At 35.2% G+C, this 18,236-nt stretch carries 22 protein-coding genes; 21 read left to right on the forward strand and 1 reads right to left on the reverse strand.

Features of this window, described 5'->3' with window-relative positions; translation table 11 throughout:
• The first annotated feature begins 222 nt into the window (after positions 1-222).
• The 16 genes from BTM29_RS04225 to BTM29_RS04300 all read left to right on the forward strand — a co-directional run bounded on the left by BTM29_RS04225 (position 223) and on the right by BTM29_RS04300 (position 11,799).
• Positions 223-477, forward strand: coding sequence for a hypothetical protein (locus tag BTM29_RS04225; protein WP_076614313.1), 255 nt, complete (start codon positions 223-225; stop codon positions 475-477).
• 14 nt (positions 478-491) lie between these two features.
• The gene (locus tag BTM29_RS04230) at positions 492-1,241 is read left to right on the forward strand and encodes a sugar phosphate isomerase/epimerase family protein (RefSeq protein WP_076614314.1); all 750 of its coding nucleotides are present in this window, start codon (positions 492-494) and stop codon (positions 1,239-1,241) included.
• A 3-nt stretch (positions 1,242-1,244) separates the two neighbouring features.
• Entirely contained in the window at positions 1,245-2,537 is a 1,293-nt protein-coding gene (locus tag BTM29_RS04235; protein ID WP_076614315.1) for a transporter permease, read from the forward strand.
• 37 nt (positions 2,538-2,574) lie between these two features.
• Positions 2,575-3,534, forward strand: coding sequence for a sugar kinase (locus BTM29_RS04240; RefSeq protein ID WP_076614316.1), 960 nt, complete (start codon positions 2,575-2,577; stop codon positions 3,532-3,534).
• Positions 3,535-3,536: 2 nt separating this feature from the next.
• On the forward strand, positions 3,537-4,160 hold the full coding sequence (locus tag BTM29_RS04245; protein WP_076614317.1) for an orotidine 5'-phosphate decarboxylase / HUMPS family protein: 624 nt from the start codon (positions 3,537-3,539) through the stop codon (positions 4,158-4,160).
• The gene (gene hxlB, locus BTM29_RS04250) at positions 4,157-4,699 is read left to right on the forward strand and encodes a 6-phospho-3-hexuloisomerase (protein ID WP_076614318.1); all 543 of its coding nucleotides are present in this window, start codon (positions 4,157-4,159) and stop codon (positions 4,697-4,699) included. The genes BTM29_RS04245 and hxlB overlap by 4 nt, the downstream gene beginning before the upstream one ends.
• A gap of 34 nt (positions 4,700-4,733) precedes the next feature.
• On the forward strand, positions 4,734-5,381 hold the full coding sequence (locus tag BTM29_RS04255) for a bifunctional 4-hydroxy-2-oxoglutarate aldolase/2-dehydro-3-deoxy-phosphogluconate aldolase (protein ID WP_076614319.1): 648 nt from the start codon (positions 4,734-4,736) through the stop codon (positions 5,379-5,381).
• A 141-nt stretch (positions 5,382-5,522) separates the two neighbouring features.
• Positions 5,523-6,647 (forward strand): amidohydrolase/deacetylase family metallohydrolase, encoded by a 1,125-nt coding sequence (locus BTM29_RS04260; RefSeq protein WP_076614320.1) that lies wholly within the window; start codon positions 5,523-5,525, stop codon positions 6,645-6,647.
• Complete coding sequence (locus BTM29_RS04265) at positions 6,647-7,753, forward strand: DgaE family pyridoxal phosphate-dependent ammonia lyase (RefSeq protein ID WP_076614321.1); 1,107 nt, start codon at positions 6,647-6,649, stop codon at positions 7,751-7,753. Before BTM29_RS04260 ends, BTM29_RS04265 begins: the two co-directional genes overlap by 1 nt.
• Positions 7,754-7,758: 5 nt before the next feature.
• Positions 7,759-8,097, forward strand: a complete 339-nt coding sequence (locus BTM29_RS04270; RefSeq protein WP_076614322.1) for a hypothetical protein — start codon at positions 7,759-7,761, stop codon at positions 8,095-8,097.
• Between the two features lie 13 nt (positions 8,098-8,110).
• The gene (locus BTM29_RS04275) at positions 8,111-8,464 is read left to right on the forward strand and encodes an SFCGS family glycine-rich protein (protein WP_076614323.1); all 354 of its coding nucleotides are present in this window, start codon (positions 8,111-8,113) and stop codon (positions 8,462-8,464) included.
• Between the two features lie 17 nt (positions 8,465-8,481).
• A complete protein-coding gene (locus BTM29_RS04280) occupies positions 8,482-8,850 on the forward strand; it encodes a DUF4312 family protein (protein WP_076614324.1) in 369 nt (122 codons plus the stop codon).
• Positions 8,851-8,852: 2 nt separating this feature from the next.
• A complete protein-coding gene (locus BTM29_RS04285; RefSeq protein WP_076614325.1) occupies positions 8,853-9,632 on the forward strand; it encodes a DUF4311 domain-containing protein in 780 nt (259 codons plus the stop codon).
• Positions 9,633-9,643: 11 nt separating this feature from the next.
• Positions 9,644-10,309, forward strand: coding sequence for a DUF4310 family protein (locus BTM29_RS04290; protein ID WP_076614326.1), 666 nt, complete (start codon positions 9,644-9,646; stop codon positions 10,307-10,309).
• Positions 10,310-10,332: 23 nt separating this feature from the next.
• The gene (gene dagF, locus BTM29_RS04295; protein WP_076614327.1) at positions 10,333-11,073 is read left to right on the forward strand and encodes a 2-dehydro-3-deoxy-phosphogluconate aldolase; all 741 of its coding nucleotides are present in this window, start codon (positions 10,333-10,335) and stop codon (positions 11,071-11,073) included.
• A gap of 75 nt (positions 11,074-11,148) precedes the next feature.
• Positions 11,149-11,799 carry a histidine phosphatase family protein gene (locus BTM29_RS04300; RefSeq protein ID WP_076614328.1) on the forward strand — a complete coding sequence of 217 codons (651 nt, stop codon included), beginning with the start codon at positions 11,149-11,151 and terminating at the stop codon, positions 11,797-11,799.
• 29 nt (positions 11,800-11,828) lie between these two features.
• On the opposite strand, the gene BTM29_RS04305 is transcribed toward BTM29_RS04300, so the two are convergent.
• Complete coding sequence (locus tag BTM29_RS04305) at positions 11,829-12,755, reverse strand: LysR substrate-binding domain-containing protein (protein WP_076614329.1); 927 nt, start codon at positions 12,753-12,755, stop codon at positions 11,829-11,831.
• Between the two features lie 200 nt (positions 12,756-12,955).
• On the opposite strand from BTM29_RS04305, the gene BTM29_RS04310 reads away from it, so the two are divergent.
• The 5 genes from BTM29_RS04310 to BTM29_RS04330 all read left to right on the forward strand — a co-directional run bounded on the left by BTM29_RS04310 (position 12,956) and on the right by BTM29_RS04330 (position 18,196).
• On the forward strand, positions 12,956-13,807 hold the full coding sequence (locus BTM29_RS04310; protein WP_076614330.1) for a sugar phosphate isomerase/epimerase family protein: 852 nt from the start codon (positions 12,956-12,958) through the stop codon (positions 13,805-13,807).
• 4 nt (positions 13,808-13,811) lie between these two features.
• Entirely contained in the window at positions 13,812-15,062 is a 1,251-nt protein-coding gene (locus tag BTM29_RS04315) for an MFS transporter (RefSeq protein WP_076614331.1), read from the forward strand.
• Between the two features lie 45 nt (positions 15,063-15,107).
• Positions 15,108-16,331: an MFS transporter gene (locus BTM29_RS04320; protein ID WP_076614332.1), complete on the forward strand. Its 1,224-nt coding sequence runs from the start codon at positions 15,108-15,110 to the stop codon at positions 16,329-16,331.
• A 147-nt stretch (positions 16,332-16,478) separates the two neighbouring features.
• Positions 16,479-17,330 (forward strand): sugar phosphate isomerase/epimerase family protein, encoded by an 852-nt coding sequence (locus tag BTM29_RS04325; protein WP_076614333.1) that lies wholly within the window; start codon positions 16,479-16,481, stop codon positions 17,328-17,330.
• Positions 17,331-17,356: 26 nt separating this feature from the next.
• A complete protein-coding gene (locus BTM29_RS04330; protein WP_076614334.1) occupies positions 17,357-18,196 on the forward strand; it encodes an SDR family NAD(P)-dependent oxidoreductase in 840 nt (279 codons plus the stop codon).
• Positions 18,197-18,236: the final 40 nt, after the last annotated feature.

An 18,236-nucleotide genomic window follows, 5' to 3' on the forward strand; every position in this document is an offset into this window, starting at 1 on the left:
CTATTACCACTATATCACACTGAGATGCCAGTTAAGACTGAGATTTATCTAAAAAATTAGGAAAACGTTTTTATATGATACTTTTGACATATAATAATGAATCATTTGTTGATTTAATAGCCTTTTTAATGTTTTTTAAAAAATGCTTGAATTAATTTAGGAAAACGTTTACCATAAGTCTTGTAAAGGGTTACAAAAATAGAATGATATGGAGATGAGCATATGTCAGAGAGAACACAGATCGATTCAGAAAAATTTGCATTGAACTTTGCTAGCTCTAATTATGAGAAGGGGCTCAATAAGAAAGAATTAATTAAGGAATCAAAGGATTATTTAATTAGTTATCTAACCGCATATTATTTGGCACAAGATTTTAATAATGCTGAAAAGAAGAGTTTTGATAATGATGGAATAAAGTTTCAGGATTTAAGTTTTGAGGAGTTAAAAAATAGGGTACGTGATTTAAATAAATATTAATGAGGTGTAACAAAATGACTTTAATTTTAAATACATGGATTTTTGAAAAAGATGTTAAAAAGGGTGCTAGTCAAGTTGATTTGGTAGATCGTGTTGCTAATCTTGGAGTAGATGGCATTGAAGTACGTCGTGAATATTTCAAGGATTTGGATAAAGAATTGCCTGAAACAGCTAAAAAGGCTAAGGAACGTAATCTAATTGTTAACTATAGTGTTCCGGATGTTATTTTTGAAGATGATGGTTCATTAAATCCAATGTTACAAACATATTTTGAAGAAGGTAAGATTTTAGGACTTAAGAAAATTAAATTCAATATTGGTAATTACAGTAAATTTACTGGCGATTTAAAAGAAGCATTAAGTCAATTTCCAATCGATAAAATTGAGATGAATGTCGAAAATGATCAAACACAGGTATCAGGTACGGTTGTAGCATTAACTAAATTCTTGTCAGCAGCACATGAAGCTGGCTTGCCAGAAATTGGATATGTTTATGATTTAGGAAATTGGGCATTTACACATGGTGATGCAATTGAAAGTGCTAAAGCACTGGCACCATATACGCATTATATTCACTTGAAGAACACTATAGATAATCAAGGTGAATTATCAACTTCTGATAATTTGAATGTTGGTATCTATGACTGGAAGAATATTCTTACTTATCTACCAAAGGATGTTTATTTTGCACTTGAATATCCAATGGATACTGACGAACAAATCAAAGAACAAATTGAATTGTTTCAAAAAGAGGTAGGTGCATAGTTTATGAGTTCTACAATAATTGCAATATTATTATTAATTACATTTGCCGCCTTTATTTTTTACATATTAAAGGGCGGAAACTTGATGGTTGGATTTTTCGTAATGGCCATTTTGTGGGCATTAATTGGTATGGTTCCATTTGATACAGCTATTCAAAAAGTATTTGCAGAACCGGCTCTTAATTATGGACCAACTATTATCTACATTGTATTTGGTTCTTGGTTTGGACGTGTTTTAGTTGAAAGTGGTATTGCTCCGGCAATATCTGAACAGACTAATAAGGTCGGTAAGAAGAAACCATTAATAGCCGGAATTTTAGTTATCATTGTTACAGCTTTTATTTTTGTTAGTGCATATGGTGTTGGATCCGTAATAGCTATTGGTGTTATTCTTTTACCAATTCTTTTATCTATTGGTGTACCAAGAGATCTAGCATTATCAGTATTTGCTTTATCAATTGGAGCTCCAATGTATATTAACGTTGTTTTATATAATCAAATTAAGGCTTTCTTCCCCAAAGCACAATATGGTGGTTCATATCTTGTCTTTGGTGTTATAGCAGCACTTGTTCAACTTGCTGCAGTTATTATTTTGTTGATTTTAAATCGCAAAAAGATTGATTCTTCTCAAGCAGAGAAAAATTTGGAAATTATTGGTGCAAGTTCAGATAATGTTGAAGATGGTAATAAAGTTCCTAAAATTGCTTTCATTATCCCTATTATTCCAGTTGCAATGAATATGATATTCAAATGGGATGCAATTCCAGCTTTAACAGTTTCAACATTACTAGCTATGTTATTAACTGGAAAAATGAAAAATTATAAGGAATTTGTCAAGTTTCTTAACGAAACAGTTCAAAAATCAATTAGTGATATTTCCGGATTGATTATGTTCTTAATGGCATTAACAATGTTTAGTGGAGCTGCTTCATTAAATGCTGCACGATTCCGTCCAGTATTTGCTGCAATTTTACCACATGATCATTTAATATTAGCAGTTGCTTTAGGTGTTTTAGCACCACTAGCATTGTTCCGTGGACCACTTCACGTTTGGGGTGCCGGAGCTGCCACTGCTGCTGTTTTATCGGGTACAGGACTGTTCAATGATGCATTTTTACTTCCATTATTATATGTACCAACATTGATGGCTGTTTCTACAGATATTACCCAATCATGGAATATTTGGGGACTAGATTATATGAAAGTTCAATCAAAGAGTTTCTTGAAATATGGTGTACCTGTTATGTGGATAGTCTCAATTATTAATGAAGTTTTAGTTTATTATTTCTTTGGATAAATCAAAAATATATTTATAAATTTAAAGGAGTTTTACTATGAGTGAAGTTATTACAATCGGTGAACCATTAGTTACTTTTGCATCAAAAGATCCAGACGTTTCACTAGTAGATGCCATTAATTTTCATAAAATTATGGGTGGAGCAGAATTAAATGTTGCTATTGGTGTACGACGTTTAGGACATTCAGTAGAATATATTTCTCAAGTTGGAGCAGATCCATTTGGAGACTATATTATTAAAACTGTTTTAGGACACAAAGTTGGAACTAAATATATTTCAAAAGACCCCAATAATTTTACTGGTCATCAATTAAAACAATTAGTTACAAAAGGTGACCCAGATACATTCAATTATCGTAAAGGATCAGCTGCATCACATTTGACAAGTGATGTCATTAATAAAGTTAATTTAGACGATGTCAAAATTGCTCATATGTCAGGTATTTTCCCAGCAATTTCAGATACTGCAGAAGAAACATTCAGAACTTTATTAAAGAGAATTGTCGAAAAGAATATTTTAGTTACTTTTGATCCTAATTTGAGACCATCATTATGGAGTAGCAAAGAAAAAATGATTAGTACTATTAATGAATTAGCTGCTTCAGCAGATATTGTTTTACCAGGTGTTGAAGAAGGTAAAATTTTGATGGGTTCTGATGATCCAGAAAAGATTGCTGACTTTTATCTTAAAGGTGAACGTACAAAGACGGTTGTCGTCAAAATAGGTGCCGAAGGTGCATATGTTAAGACAAAAGATGGTGATAGTTATACAGTTAAAGGGTTCAAAGTCGACAAAGTTGTAGACACAGTTGGTGCCGGAGATGGATTTGCATTAGGAGTTATTACAGCACTACTTGAAGGTCAACCAATGAAATCTGCAGTTCTTCGTGGAAATGCAGTTGGCGCTTTACAAGTTCAGACTTTGGGTGATAATGATGGATATCCAGATAAAGATGGATTGAAAGAATTTTATTCAAAAGAAGGAGTTCAAGAATAATAATGAAGCTTCAAGTGGCCATTGACAGAGTAACTTTAGATGATGCGGTCAAATTAACGCATGAATTGGATGGAGTAGTTGATATTATTGAATTAGGTACTTCCTTAATTAAGGACTATGGTTTGTTGGCCCTTAAGGATGCTCCGTTTAATATACATAATTCAAGAGTTTTGTATGATTTAAAGACAAATGATGAGGGTGCCTATGAATTTGAAAAGGGATTTGAATCAAACGCCGATATATTAACTGTAATGGCTGGATCGTCCTTAGATACAATCAAACAGGTATATGATGTAACTGAAAAATATAATAAAGAAATGTTGATTGATTTATTAGAAGTAGATAATAATAAAATCAAAGATATTACTAGCTTTGATAATGCCATTTATGGGCTACATCACTCAAAGGATTCTAAAGATTCTTTTGATGCAGTAGATACTTTAGATAAATTTAAGAAGAGTTTCCCAGAGGTTAAAAAAATTGCAGTGGCTGGTGGAATCGACTTGAAACAAGCTAAAGCTATTTCTGCTCAAGGAATTGCTAATACGATTATTGTTGGTGGTAAAATAGTTAAGACAGATAATCCGGTAGAATCTGCTAAACAATTCATGGAGGCAATAAAATGACATTAATCAGTCAAATTATGCAAGAAGTCAACGAAGTTATGAATATGGTTGATGAAGATCAAATAGATAGTGCTGAAAAATTAATTCAAAAGGATAAACGTATTTTTGTTCTTGGTGCAGGTCGCTCAGGATTAATGGCAAAGGGATTTGCAATGAGATTAATGCATATCGGATATACTGTATATGTTATAGGTGAAACAATAACACCTTCAGTACAATCAGGTGATGTATTAGTATCAGTTTCTGGTTCTGGTAAAACATCGAGCATCTTGGAATTAACTCAAAAGGCAAAAGAAGATGGCGTCGCAATTGTTGCACTGACAAGTAATGCTGATTCACCACTAGGTCAATTGGGAGATTCAACAATTGTTGTTCCTGGTGCTACTAAAGGTGGAGACGGTGTTAAGTCTATTCAATTGTTAAGTACATTATTTGATCAAAGTGTTCATATTACTTTGGATACACTTTGCCTAAAATTAAGTAGACGTGACCATACTTCGAATAGTTCAGCAAAATCTGCACATAGTAACATGGAATAAGTAGTGTTTAAAAATTTATTGAGGTGGTAATTAAATGTTACAAAAATTAGAGACACTAAAAGATGTTCAAAAATCAGGTGTTGTCGCAGTTGTACGTGGTGCAACTAAAGAAGAAGCCTATAAAGCGTCAAAAGCTTGTATTGAAGGTGGAGTAAAGGCAATTGAATTAACTTTTACAGCACCACATGCGGATGAAATCATTGGTGATTTAGTCGAAGACTATAAAGATGATAAGGATGTAGTCATTGGAGCAGGTACAGTATTAGATCCAGCTACAGCACGTTTAGCAATCATTGCAGGTGCAAAGTTCGTAGTTAGTCCATCATTTTCAAAAGATGTAGCTAAGCTATGTAATCTCTATGCTATTCCATATATGCCAGGTTGTATGACACCTCGTGAGGTTCAAGATGCATTGAGCTATGGATCAGATATCGTTAAGATCTTTCCAGGATCAGTTGTTGGACAAGGTATGGTTTCTGCTCTCCAAGGACCATTCCCACAAGTTAATATTATGCCTACTGGTGGCGTATCTCTTGAGAACATGAAAGAATGGTTTGATAAAGGTGTTATTGTAGTTGGAGCAGGTGGCAATTTGGTTGGACCGGCTGCTAAGGGTGATTTTGCACAAGTTAAGAAAAATGCAGAAGCATATCATGCAGAAATTCTTAAAATTAGAGAATAATAGATGAATTAATGAGAGTGTTTCGTTACTTGAGACACTCTTTTTTTTGTGGATTAAAATATAAAATAATTGTAGGTAAGCGTTTACATTATTACGTTATAATGTTATTATCTATTTGTAAATAAACGAGGGGGACTTGAAATGATTGACTTATATGTGAAGAATGGCAAAACAATTTCTGGTAGTCCCGTTGATGTATTAATTGATCAAGGAAAAATTATTGATATTCAATCACATATTGACGGCGATGTTATTGCAAAAAAAGTTTTAAACTTGGAATCAAAATATTATCTGAGTTCTGGATGGATTGATGACCACGTTCATTGTTACGAAAAATTAACATTATACTATGACAAACCAGATTTAGATGGTGTTGATGCTGGAGTTACAACAATTGTTGATGCAGGCTCTACAGGTGCTGATAATTTAGCTGATTTTTATGAACTAACTAAAAAAGTAAAAACAAATGTTTATGCAATGTGTAATATTTCTAAAACAGGGATTATTGCACAAGATGAGTTAGGACACATGGACCGTATTCAGAATAATTTAGTTAAAAATATGATTGATAAGTATCCAGAATTTGTAGTTGGCATTAAAGCCAGGATGAGTAAGTCAGTTGTTGCTGGAAGTGGAATCCATCCCTTAATAAGAGCTAAGAAAATCCAAAAACTGAATAATAATATTCCATTGATGGTTCACATTGGAACCAATCCTCCAGAGCTAAGTGACATTATGAATCTCTTGAATCCAGGAGATATCATCACGCATTGCTATAACGGTAAACCAAATGGAATTATGAATTTGAATCTACATGAAATCAAACAATTTGCGATTGAGTCATATAATAGAGGAATTATTTTTGATGTGGGTCATGGAACAGACAGCTTTAATTTTGAGGTTGCTAGAGTTGCCAAGAGTATCGGATTAATTCCCAAATCTATAAGTAGTGACCTATATCACAGGAATAGAGAAAATGGCCCAGTTTATAATTTGGCCACGTGTCTAGATAAAATGCTTCATCTTGGTTACACAATGGAAGAAATTATACCGATGATTACAATTAATCCGGCTAATAATTTCAATCTTAAGAATAAAGGATTTTTAAAAAAAGGATTCGATGGTGATTTAACAATTTTTAGTGTAGAGAATAGGGAAAAAGAATTAACAGACTCAAATGGCAACAAAGAAATTGCAAACAAAGTTGTAGTTCCACATTATGCTATCGTCTCAGGAAATGTTTATGAAACAAAAGGGGAATTCTAATGGAAAATATCTATGATAAATATGATTTGAAACAAGTAGTTAATGCCAGTGGAAAAATGACGATTTTAGGAGTTTCTAAAGTTTCAGATGATGTCTTGGAAGCACAAAAATTTGGTGGACAGAATTTCTTTGAAATAAGTGACTTAGTTCTAAAAACTGGGCAACACTTGGCAAAAGTTATTGGATCGGAGGATGGAGTTGTTCTTGCCTCGGCTTCTGCAGCAATTGCACAGTCAGTGGCGGCAATCATTGGTAAAGGTAGTTTACATCATGTATATCACCCATTCGATGAGAGATATACAAATAGGGAAATCATTATTCCAAAGGGACAAAACGTTGATTATGGAACACCTGAAGAAGTAATGATTGAACTAGGTGGTGGAAAAGTAGTTGAAGCTGGTTACGCCAATATGTGTAGTAAAGAACATATTGAAATGATGATTACAGACAAGACGGCAGCAATACTTTATGTTAAAAGTCATCACGCTGTTCAAAAAAGTATGTTGAGTGTTGAAGAGGCAATTGAGGTGGCCCACAAACATAATTTGCCATTAATACTTGATGCTGCGGCTGAGGAAAATCTTAAAAAGTACATAAATATGAATGCTGATGTTGTTATATATAGTGGTGCAAAAGCGTTCTCAGGACCATCATCCTGTCTCACACTAGGCAAAAAGCCTTATATTGATTGGATAAGATTACAATCTAAGGGTATTGGCCGAGCAATGAAAATAGGTAAAGATAATATTCTTGGCCTTACAAAGGCTATTGAGGATTACTTAAAGTTCGGTCCTGAAAATGGTGATTCAATGAAAGAAAGATTGACACCTTTTGTTAAGGAATTGAATAGCATTAAAGGAATTGATGCAAAAGTTGTTCAGGACGCTGCTGGTCGTGATATTTATAGAGCTAGTGTGACAGTCTCCGATAATTCATCTATTGATGCTATGGAATTAATTGATGAATTAAAAAAGGATAGCCCGGCAATTTATACTAGAGAATATCGTGCAAATATGGGAATCATCGAATTTGATATTCGTGCAGTACATGATACAGAAATGAAAATGATAGTTGGTAAAATCAAACAAATAATGAAGGCGGTGTGACATCTATGAATACTATTCAATTAAATACTGCTGCTGAAAAGATAATTCAAGACAGTATTAATCCTAAGAAAACTAGAGAAATTCTTGAGTTTACATTAAATCAAATGAAAACAATTAACTCTATTCCTGATGAAACACAGACTGAAGTCTTAGCAAATCATGTAGCAGAAATGGTTGAAAGATCAGAGGATAATAATCAACTAGATGATGTGGATGTATCGGTATTTGATGGCTTACCAAATGATAGTGTTGAATTGGCAGGAAGAGTTATTGATGAAATTGGTAATTTAAAAGATCAAGAGAAATATATATTAGCAGTGCATTTTGAAGTTGCACGTAAATAAGGAGGAAACAAAGATGGTTAAAATTGTTATTGCAGACAGAATGGGTAAAGGTCAAAAAGTTGCTAAGGGCGTAGAAAATGCCGGAGGAGAAGTTTATGTTGTTCCTGGTATGGGAGCAGATATGCGCTTAGGAGACGAAATGAAAAAGCGTAATGCGGATATTGGTATTTCGTTTTGTGGAAGTGGTGGCGCAGGAGCAATTACTGCGAAGAACAAATATGGATATTCAGAACGCCATAGTATGCGATCGGTTCAAGAAGGAATAACAGCAATTGAAGATGGCATTCAGGCACTAGGCTTTGGATTTATGGATAAAGAAGAATTAGGTACCAAATTAGTTGAAACATATAACCGTGTTCATTCGTAGAAATTGAGGATAATAAAATGGATAACTCTCAAAAAATAACTAATGAAATAATTCAAGTATCTGGAATGGGCCAAGACAAGCAGGAAGCGGTAGCAGATGGTCTATCTAAAATATCTAAAATCGTTAGAAAGAAAAATGAAATTACAGTACAAATCACGCCACTTTCTATAGAGATTGATAAAGCAGAGTGTAAAGAATATACAGAGCGTTTTCTTTTTATTTTTCTACCCAGGAAGAGAAGTATTTACAATGTTTCAATGAGTATAAAGATAGAAATCAAGTACATGGATTTATCAGAAATAGACTTCACTGAGAAACAAATAAAAGATCCCAATGGTGTTAGGTTACCAGGACTGAATTCATTGAGAAGTAGTAAGGGGAGTTAGACATGACAATACTTGTCATTTTATTGAAATCAATTTTAATTGGTGGACTAGTTGGATTTGCGGCAGGAATGGGAGCCGCCAGAATGTTTAATGCACCAACGGTACAAGCACTTGGAGCCTTTAGAACTTTGGGTGAAATGAACGCGTGTGAAGGTGATCCAGCATCTCATTTTTCTTTTGGATTAGGTTTTTTCTTTAATGCTTGGGCATCAACAGTTGGTGCGGGTGCATTTACACAAGATGTTACTCATCGTGTAATACCAAACTGGGCTGCATCGGTCTTATTATTAAAAGATAAAAAAGTTGAAAATACAGTTCATAATCCTAAGAAGATGGCAATTGCCGGTGCCATTATTGGTATTATCGTAGTTTCCTTCTTAAATACGACCGCTTCAGCTATTCCTAAGTCACTTCAAGTTACTGCTGTAAAGGTTCTTGTTCCAGCTGCAGAGTTACTTATTAATATTGTGATGCCTATCATATTTTGGTTATCTGCAATTGACGCTGGTAGACGTTCAGGACTATGGGCAACAATTTTCGGTGGTCTCTCAGCAATGATTATGGGAAATGCAGTTCCAGGAGTTGTTTTAGGTATTCTAATCGGTAAAGGTGTTGATGAACTTGGCTGGGTACGTATTACTAAAGTTATGTTTGGAGCGGTTATTGTACTGTTTGTTTTAAGTGCATTCTTTAGAGGATTTGATATTCAGATGATTGAAAGTTTCAAGCTTCAGGTTCCAAGTTTTATAACTAATATGCATAATGTATTCAATATCAAGTAGGAGGGGAAATCATGGATGAAGAAAAAACAATGGAAATAGATAAAAAAAGTTTTTGGTATTCTGAATGGTCATTCCCAATTTTAGTCGGAATAATGTCGGCAGGGGTTTTTGCTGGTACACATATGTATTTTGTCTATAATGTTGGAGCGTTTAATGAAGTGGCTATTGTTGCAATGTTAAAAGCTGGAATGGATGGTGGATCGTATGGTGCGGCTGCCGCATTTGGTGCAAGTTTCCTATTTGCCCGTATTCTGGAAGGTTCATTAGTGGGAATTTTAGATTTAGGTGGTTCAATTTTAACCGGTGTTGGTATTGGAATTCCTGCAATTTTATTAAGTATTGGTTGGAAGGCCCCTATCACCAATTTCACATTATCAATTACAACAGGGTTAGTTTTAGGATTAATAATTGGTGGGATTATTACTTTGGTTCGTAAATATACCATTAATCAATCAAACGCTACATTTGGAGCTGACGTTATGATGGGTGCTGGTAATTCATCGGGACGTTTTCTAGGACCATTAATTATTATCAGTGCTACTACAGCCTCGATTCCTATTGGAATTGGTTCTGTCATAGGAGCGGTTATCTTTTACTTATGGAAGAAGCCTATAGCTGGTGGAGCAATTCTGGGGGCAATGATTTTTGGAGCATTTTTCCCAGTATCATTAAAATAATTATTTTTTGAGGGAGTTTTATTATGTCAAACATACCTAATTTTTATAAGGATCGTGTTGCATTGAATGTTTTGGCTGGATCAGTTCAAAATGCTAGTGAATGCTATGAAGCCGCTGAACATCACATTGTGCTTGGGGTTCTATCGAAGAACTATGGTAATGATGAATTAGCTATTGAAGATATGAAATTGTATCAAGCAGAAACTGATAATGCTCTTTCAGTTGGCTTGGGTGCTGGTGATCCAAACCAAAGCCAAATGGTAAGCAGAATTTCAGCAAAATTACAACCTCAACATATTAATCAAGTATTTACTGGTGTTGGAACAAGTAGAGCACTGCTAGGCCAACAGGATACATTTATTAATGGTCTGGTTTCACCTACGGGTAAAGTTGGACTTGTAAATATTGCCACTGGTCCATTGAGTAGCAAACAACCCACCGCTGAAGTTCCTGTTGAGACTGCCATAGCTTTATTAAAAGATATGGGAGGTAGTTCAATTAAGTTTTTCCCAATGAATGGTTTGAATCATATTGATGAATTCAAAGCAGTTGCTAAAGCTTGTTCTGACAATGATTTCTATCTTGAACCTACTGGTGGTTTGAATCTTGAGAATTTTGAAGAAATATTTCAGATTGCTGTAGATGCTGGTGTGAAGAAAATTATTCCACATGTTTATAGTTCAATTATTGATAAGAGGACAGGTTACACGCGTCCAGAAGATGTAAAGTCGTTGTTTAAAATTGTTAAAAAAGTATTAGATTAATAATAAATCAAAACCAAAAAAGAAGAATTCATAGCTTATAATAGTAAGCATGAATTCTTTTTTGGAGGTAAGTACATGAAGGTATACTTTGTAAGGCATGGAATGACCATGTTCAACAAAATGAACAAGATGCAGGGCTGGTCGGATACGCCTTTGACAAATGAAGGTATATCAGTATTAGAAAGAACTGGTGAGTATCTAAAGGATACACACTTTGATGCTATCTACAGTTCAGATCTCAAGCGAGCAGTTGATACTGCCAATATTATTAAAGATAAGAATTTGACAAGTACCGCTGATATACAACAAAATAAAAACTTCCGAGAAATGTGCTTCGGTTCATTTGAAGGCGACAGTACTCCGATGGTCTGGGATATTGTTGTAGCAAAGTATAACAATCTAACCAAGGCAAAAATGGAAAACAATTTCTCAGCGATTGTAGCTAAAGGAACACTCAAAAAAGCTGACCCAATGAATCTGGCTGAAGATATAAACGATGTTGGTAAGCGCATTGAGGATGGATTACAACAATTACTTGATGAGAACAATCCTGATTCTACAGTTCTAGTTGTTACTCATGGAGCTTTTCTGGAAACACTTGTATTGAAGTATTTCAGTGATCAATATGATTTAACTAATGCATTTCCGGATAACGGTAGTATTACTGTAACTGACTTAACTAGGGACCATTTCAAGCTTGAAAAATTCAATATAGTTCCAAATTAAAACACTTCATTTTGAAGTGCTTTTTTATTCTAAAAATTACCGCCAGTTTGGGTAGATTTATTTGTAAGACTTTTTTTACCTTCTTGCCTAACAAACTTAATAAACTTTTCAACCTCAGGTTGTTCAAAATGCTTTTTTAATGTTGCCATATAAAAGACTCGTTTCCATTTTGGATATGAGATTGGAATAACTCGTAATGGCATACTATGTAGCAATTCCATGTCGGGCGTTATAGCGATACCAAAGTCATGAGCTACGAGTCCCGCCATTGCTTGATCCTCTTCAACTGAATACACTCCGATGGGATGTCCACCGCTGTCTTCAAACATTTTTTCGATTACTGAATAAAGACCGCTTCTCTTGGAAAATACCACTTGTGGATAGGGAAGCGTCTCTCTCAAAGTGAGGCTAGATTTGTTAGCTAATTCATGATGTAGCGGCGTTATGCAGACCATGTTTTGTTCCTCAATTGGAAAATAGTCAATATCACCGTATTCATCCATTCTAGAACAAAAAGCCACGTCATATTTACCGTCACGCAATGAATTCAAGATATCAGGTGAAAGTCCAGTATCGCTACTGAATTGAAATTTCACTGAGGTATCGTTAGTTTCTTGCTGGAATTTTTGGACGATACTTGGTAGCCAATCAATACTTAGAATTCGTAAAGCACCTATTTGGATAGTCGTCTTCTTACTGTTTAATTCTTCTATTTCAGAGACACTTCGATCTAGCTGTAATAATGCGTTGCCTACGCCTTTAGCAAATATTTTACCTGCGGTCGTCAATACAACGTTACGTCCTCTTTTTTCAAAGAGAGTGACGTTGATCTCAGATTCTAGAGAATGCATTGCCTTGGTCAAGCTTGGTTGTGTAATATGTAACAATTTTGCGGTTTGTGTGTAGTTTTCACTTTGTGAAAGCTCAATAAAATAGCGAAGATGATCTAAATTCATGATATAAAATCTCCTTTCCAGAGACGCTTGAAGCCCTGATATTACGACTATTCTCTAAATAATAATAGCTTTTAGCTATAAATGCAACACGAAAAAGCAATTGGACGGGCAAACTTGTTAACGGTTACACTATTGGCTGTAAACAAACATGTGAAAAATAATACATGCAAAAATAGAGAATATATTTGGAGGAATCAATCATGACAAAATCACATCCAATCACAATCAGTTCGTGGACATTAGGAGACAAGTGTAGTTTTGAAGATCGTGTAAAAACAGCTAGCCAGGCTGGCTACGATGGAATTGGCCTTCGTGCGGAAACTTACATCGATGCGGTAAATGAGGGACTTTCAGATGATGATATTCTGGCAATTTTAGATAAATATGGAATCAAATGTACAGAGGTTGAATACATCGTCCAGTGGTGTGAGGAACCAAGATCATACGAACAAAAATATAAGGAACAAATGTGTTTCCATATGTGTGAATTATTCGGTGTAAAACATATCAACACTGGTCTTATGGAGTCATATTCAGTTGATTATTCAGCTAAGAAGTTACAAGAATTAGCAAGTAGAGCTGGCAAGTGGATCATAGCACTAGAGCCAATGCCTTACAGTGGTCTACCAAATTTGGACAAAACTTGGAAAATCATGCAAAAGGCAGACTGTGACAACGTCATGATGCTTCTTGATATGTGGCACTGGGTAAGAGCGGGTCAATCTTATGATTTGTTAACTAAAGAACAAGCCAAGAAGGTTATTTCGATTCAAATTGACGATGCTTACACACGTCCTTATGCAGAATCAATTCTAAGAGATGAATCGATGCACGACAGATTGGCACCTGGAATGGGTGAGATGGATACCGCTGGATTCGTTAAGATGATCAAAGATGCTGGAGTGGATCCTAAGGTTATCGGTGTGGAAGTTATTTCAGACAATTATCTTGATAAGGGAATAGATTATACGGCTGATTATACATACAAAGGGACAATCAAAGTTTTGAAAGAAGCATGGCCGGAGATTCTAGAAGACAAAGTTAGGGAGTAATAATATGTCAGAAGCAAAAACAAAAACTAAAAATTTTTTACCAACGGCTTTAGCGCTATATTTTGCTTACTTTATGCTTGGTATTGCTTCTTCGATATTGAGTCAATATAAGACTGAGTTTGCGACGGCATGGGGTGCTCAAAACTTACCGTCTGGTGTTATTGATGTAAGTATGGTTGTCTCCGTTGTAGCAGCATTTGGTCTTGGAAGATTAATCGCATATCCATTTGCAGGTCCTGTTTCTGACAAATTAGGCAGACGTGTCAGCGGATTGATCGGAACACTTTTGTACGCATGTTATTTCTTCGGTATAGCATTCTCCCCATCGTTTTGGTTCGCCTATGCCATTGGTGTTTTGAACGGAATTGCTAATTCGTTTTTGGATACCTGTGTGTCACCAAGTCTGATGGAAATGTTTCCTAAATCTGCTTCAATAGCCAATATATTCACTAAGTTTTCAGTTGTCGTTGCACAATTCTTACTACCATTCTTCATTGGATGGGTCGCAATGGCACATATGTCATACAAAACTATTTTCATTATTTGTGGATTATTGATGTTAGTCGATGCCTTTTTGGTTCTTATTTTGCCATTACCAGTTGCCAATGCTGTTGCTGATGAAGATGGCAAAGAAGTGGAAAAAGGAAAACACAAGATTCATTTCACTCCAGCTTCAATTTCTGCAATTTTGATTGGATTTACTAGCTCAACGACATTCATGCTTTGGTTAAATTGTAATCAGGAATTAGGTAAAAGCTATGGTGTTAAAAATCCAAGTTCATTGCAATCGTTTTATGCTGCGGGGGCTGCTATAGCAGTGTTGTTAACGGCTCAATTAATTCGTTGGGGTCTTAAAGAATCAACAGTTCTAGTATTGTATCCAACTATTTCAATTATTACGTTATTACTAAGTTATTTTATTCAAACATCAACAATGCTGTATGTTGCCAGTTTCTTAATAGGTTATGCTGCTGCAGGTGGAGTTTTACAACTTGCCACGTCAACAACTATTGAGTTTTTCCCAAAGGATAAAGGGCTTGCAACGTCGTTATGTATGATAAGTTCTAGTGTTGCCAATTATGCAATGTTATCATTGGCAGCTTTCATCACTAAGAGTACAGGTGGTAGTGCACCTAGAATGATTATCTTGTTAAATATCGTTATAACCATTGTTGGAGTCGGATTAGCATTAATTGTCAAAAAGGGTCAAAAAAAGACTGTTGATAAAAATGAATCTCAAGCAGTCGCTGAATAAATTATTGTTTTGAAATTTTGAAGCAAGGATAAGAGTTGTAAAGCTATGCAAACAAAAGAGTATAAACCAAGTTTAATTGCTGCAACTATTTACTTTAATTATTTTGTTTGGGGTTCTTCTATCTTGATTGTTTCCCAATACAGTCGACAATTTATGCGTCTATGGAATACGGATGTTAAAGGAATCTCAACGGTTATTGCCATGGTGGGTATCGGACATTTGGTAACTGTCATATTTGCTGGATGGATGTCTGATAGATTCGGTCGAAAAAACACTATGATAATTGGATTGATTGCCAACATCATATTTCTTATGGGATTGATCATGAGTAGAAATATCTATATGGCATGTTTCTTTACATTGTTTTTAGGAGCTGCTAATTCATTTGATGATTCAGGTGCTTATCCAGCTTTGACAGAGGCGTTTCCAACTAAAGCTGCGAGTATGAATTCACTGGTCAAAGCATGTATGTCTCTATCACAAACTTTGTTGCCGTTCATTGTTGCAGCTATACCTAGCGTATCTATTGTTTTGCCAATTATGTCACTTTTATTATTCTTGGATATCGTCACTATAGGCGTAATCAAATTCAATAAGGACAGATCTAATATCGTTAAAGATACAGAATCGATCAAATCAAATGTTGAGGATGTATCGGCAAGAACCAGTAAAGCAATAAAGGGCAATTTACCAAAAATGAGTATTGACGGAGTTGGTTTAATTATTGTCGGATTTACGATTTCATTTACATTTTATATGTATTCACAATATATTCCACATTTTGGAGTTACAGTCTTGAAACTTTCTGAAGCAGCGTCAAAGGAGCTGGTTTCTTGGTATGCCTTATCATCTCTTATATCAGTCTTTGTAACGTCGGTAATTATCAGAAAGGCACATCCTTATCGGGTTATGATGTTCTATTCAACAATATCAGGCATATTTTTAATCCTGATGATAACATTTCCGGGGTATCTATTGGTCAAAGTCACTAGTATAGTAATCGGTTTCTTTGCCGCAGGAGGCATATGGCAAGTTGGTCTAACCATAATTTCACAATATTTTCCTGATAAAAAGGGGAAGGTTACTGGCTATTATAGCTTTGCTGCAGCATTAACGTATTTTGTTGGACCATTTATTTCGACATTCATTATTGATGAAACTGCACAAAGCATGATTCGTGTATTCACTATTGATGCAACAGTCACAATAGTTGGAATTTTAGTAATGATGTTCTTAGCTTTCAGAGCTCACAAGTACCATTTTATTTAATATTGTAAATCCATAACTTTTGGCTATGTATTTATAGAAATATAGCAATTGGACTTAACACGTGACAGAGACTAAATTGTAATTGTAAAGTTTTTCACGTGAAGGAATTAACAACTAAATATAACAATTAATTTGGAGGAATCAATCATGACAAAATCACATCCTATTACAATCAGTTCTTGGACATTAGGAGACAAATGTAGTTTTGAAGATCGTGTAAAGGCAGCCAGTCAAGCTGGTTACGATGGAATTGGTCTTCGTGCTGAGACTTATGTTGATGCAGTTAACGAGGGACTTTCAGATGATGATATTCTAAATATTCTTGATAAATATGGAATCAAATGTACAGAGGTTGAATACATCGTCCAGTGGTGTGAAGAGCCCCGATCATACGAACAAAAATATAAGGAACAAATGTGTTTCCATATGTGTGAATTATTCGGTGTAAAACATATCAACACAGGTCTGATGGAGTCATATTCAGTTGATTACTCAGCTAAGAAGTTACAAGAATTGGCAAGTAGAGCTGGCAAGTGGATCATTGCTCTAGAGCCAATGCCTTACAGTGGCCTACCAAACTTGGATAAGACATGGAAAATCATGCAAAAAGCAGACTGTGACAACGTTATGATGCTTCTTGATATGTGGCACTGGGTAAGAGCTGGACAATCTTATGATTTATTAACTAAAGAACAAGCTAAAAAAGTTATTTCAATTCAAATTGATGATGCCTACACACGTCCTTATGCAGAATCAATTCTAAGAGATGAATCAATGCACGATAGATTAGCTCCAGGAATGGGCGAGATGGATACTGCTGGATTCGTTAAGATGATCAAAGATGCTGGAGTGGATCCTAAGGTTATCGGTGTGGAAGTTATTTCAGATAATTATCTTGAGAAGGGAATAGATTATACGGCTGATTATACATACAAAGGAACAATCAAAGTTTTAAAAGAGGCATGGCCTGAAATTTTAAAAGAAGAAGTTAAAGCTTAATTAAGTAGAAAGTGGGAGAAGTTATTATGAGTGATAGTTGGTTAGGATTAGACGGAAAAGTTTGTGTTGTAACAGGTGCTGTTGGTGGTATGGGTACTGTATTCTGTAAGGAATATGCAAAACAAGGTGCCACAGTAGTAATGGTCGACTTATTAGAAGATAAAGTTAATGCATATGCAAAAGAGATCCATGAAGAATACAACGTTCCAACATTGGCAATCAAATGTGACACTACTGATGAAGATGAAGTAGACGCTGCAGTTAAGAAGGTTGTCGATACTTTTGGCAAAGTTGATGTCGTACTTAATACAGCTGCCATTTTAAGATTCTCTCCACTAGAAGATCTTCGCTTGGACGAATGGAAAACTTCTTTAAACGTAAATGTAACCGGTTACTTCCTGATGTCTCAAAGATTCGGTCGAGTAATGATCGAACAGAAACATGGAACATTGTTACATATCTCAACAATTGCTTCACGATTCCCAGAGACATATAGCGCTGGATATAGTACAACAAAAGCTGCAGTTAATATGTTATCCAGACAGATTGCCGCTGAATGGGGACAATATGGAGTACGGAGTAATTGTATTCTTCCTTGTTTTGTTAAAACTCCACTATCAGCAGGATTCTATAGTGATCCAGAAGTTGAAAAGGGTCGTAAGCGTCTAACTGCAAGTCGTAGAATTGGAACAATTGATGATATTGCTAATGCCGTAATGTACTTGTCAAGTGATCGTTCAGATTATACGAATGGTGGCGAATTGACAGTTGAAGGTGGATTTGGAATTATGATGGGTGATATGACACCAAAACCAGGTGGCCGTCGTGGATATGCCGTAGAACATCATCAACCTGCAAAGAAATAAATAACTTATAAAAATATAATCGAACAGAGACAAGAAATTG

Origin of the sequence: Companilactobacillus allii (assembly GCF_001971585.1) — a bacterium.
Lineage (GTDB): Bacteria > Bacillota > Bacilli > Lactobacillales > Lactobacillaceae > Companilactobacillus > Companilactobacillus allii.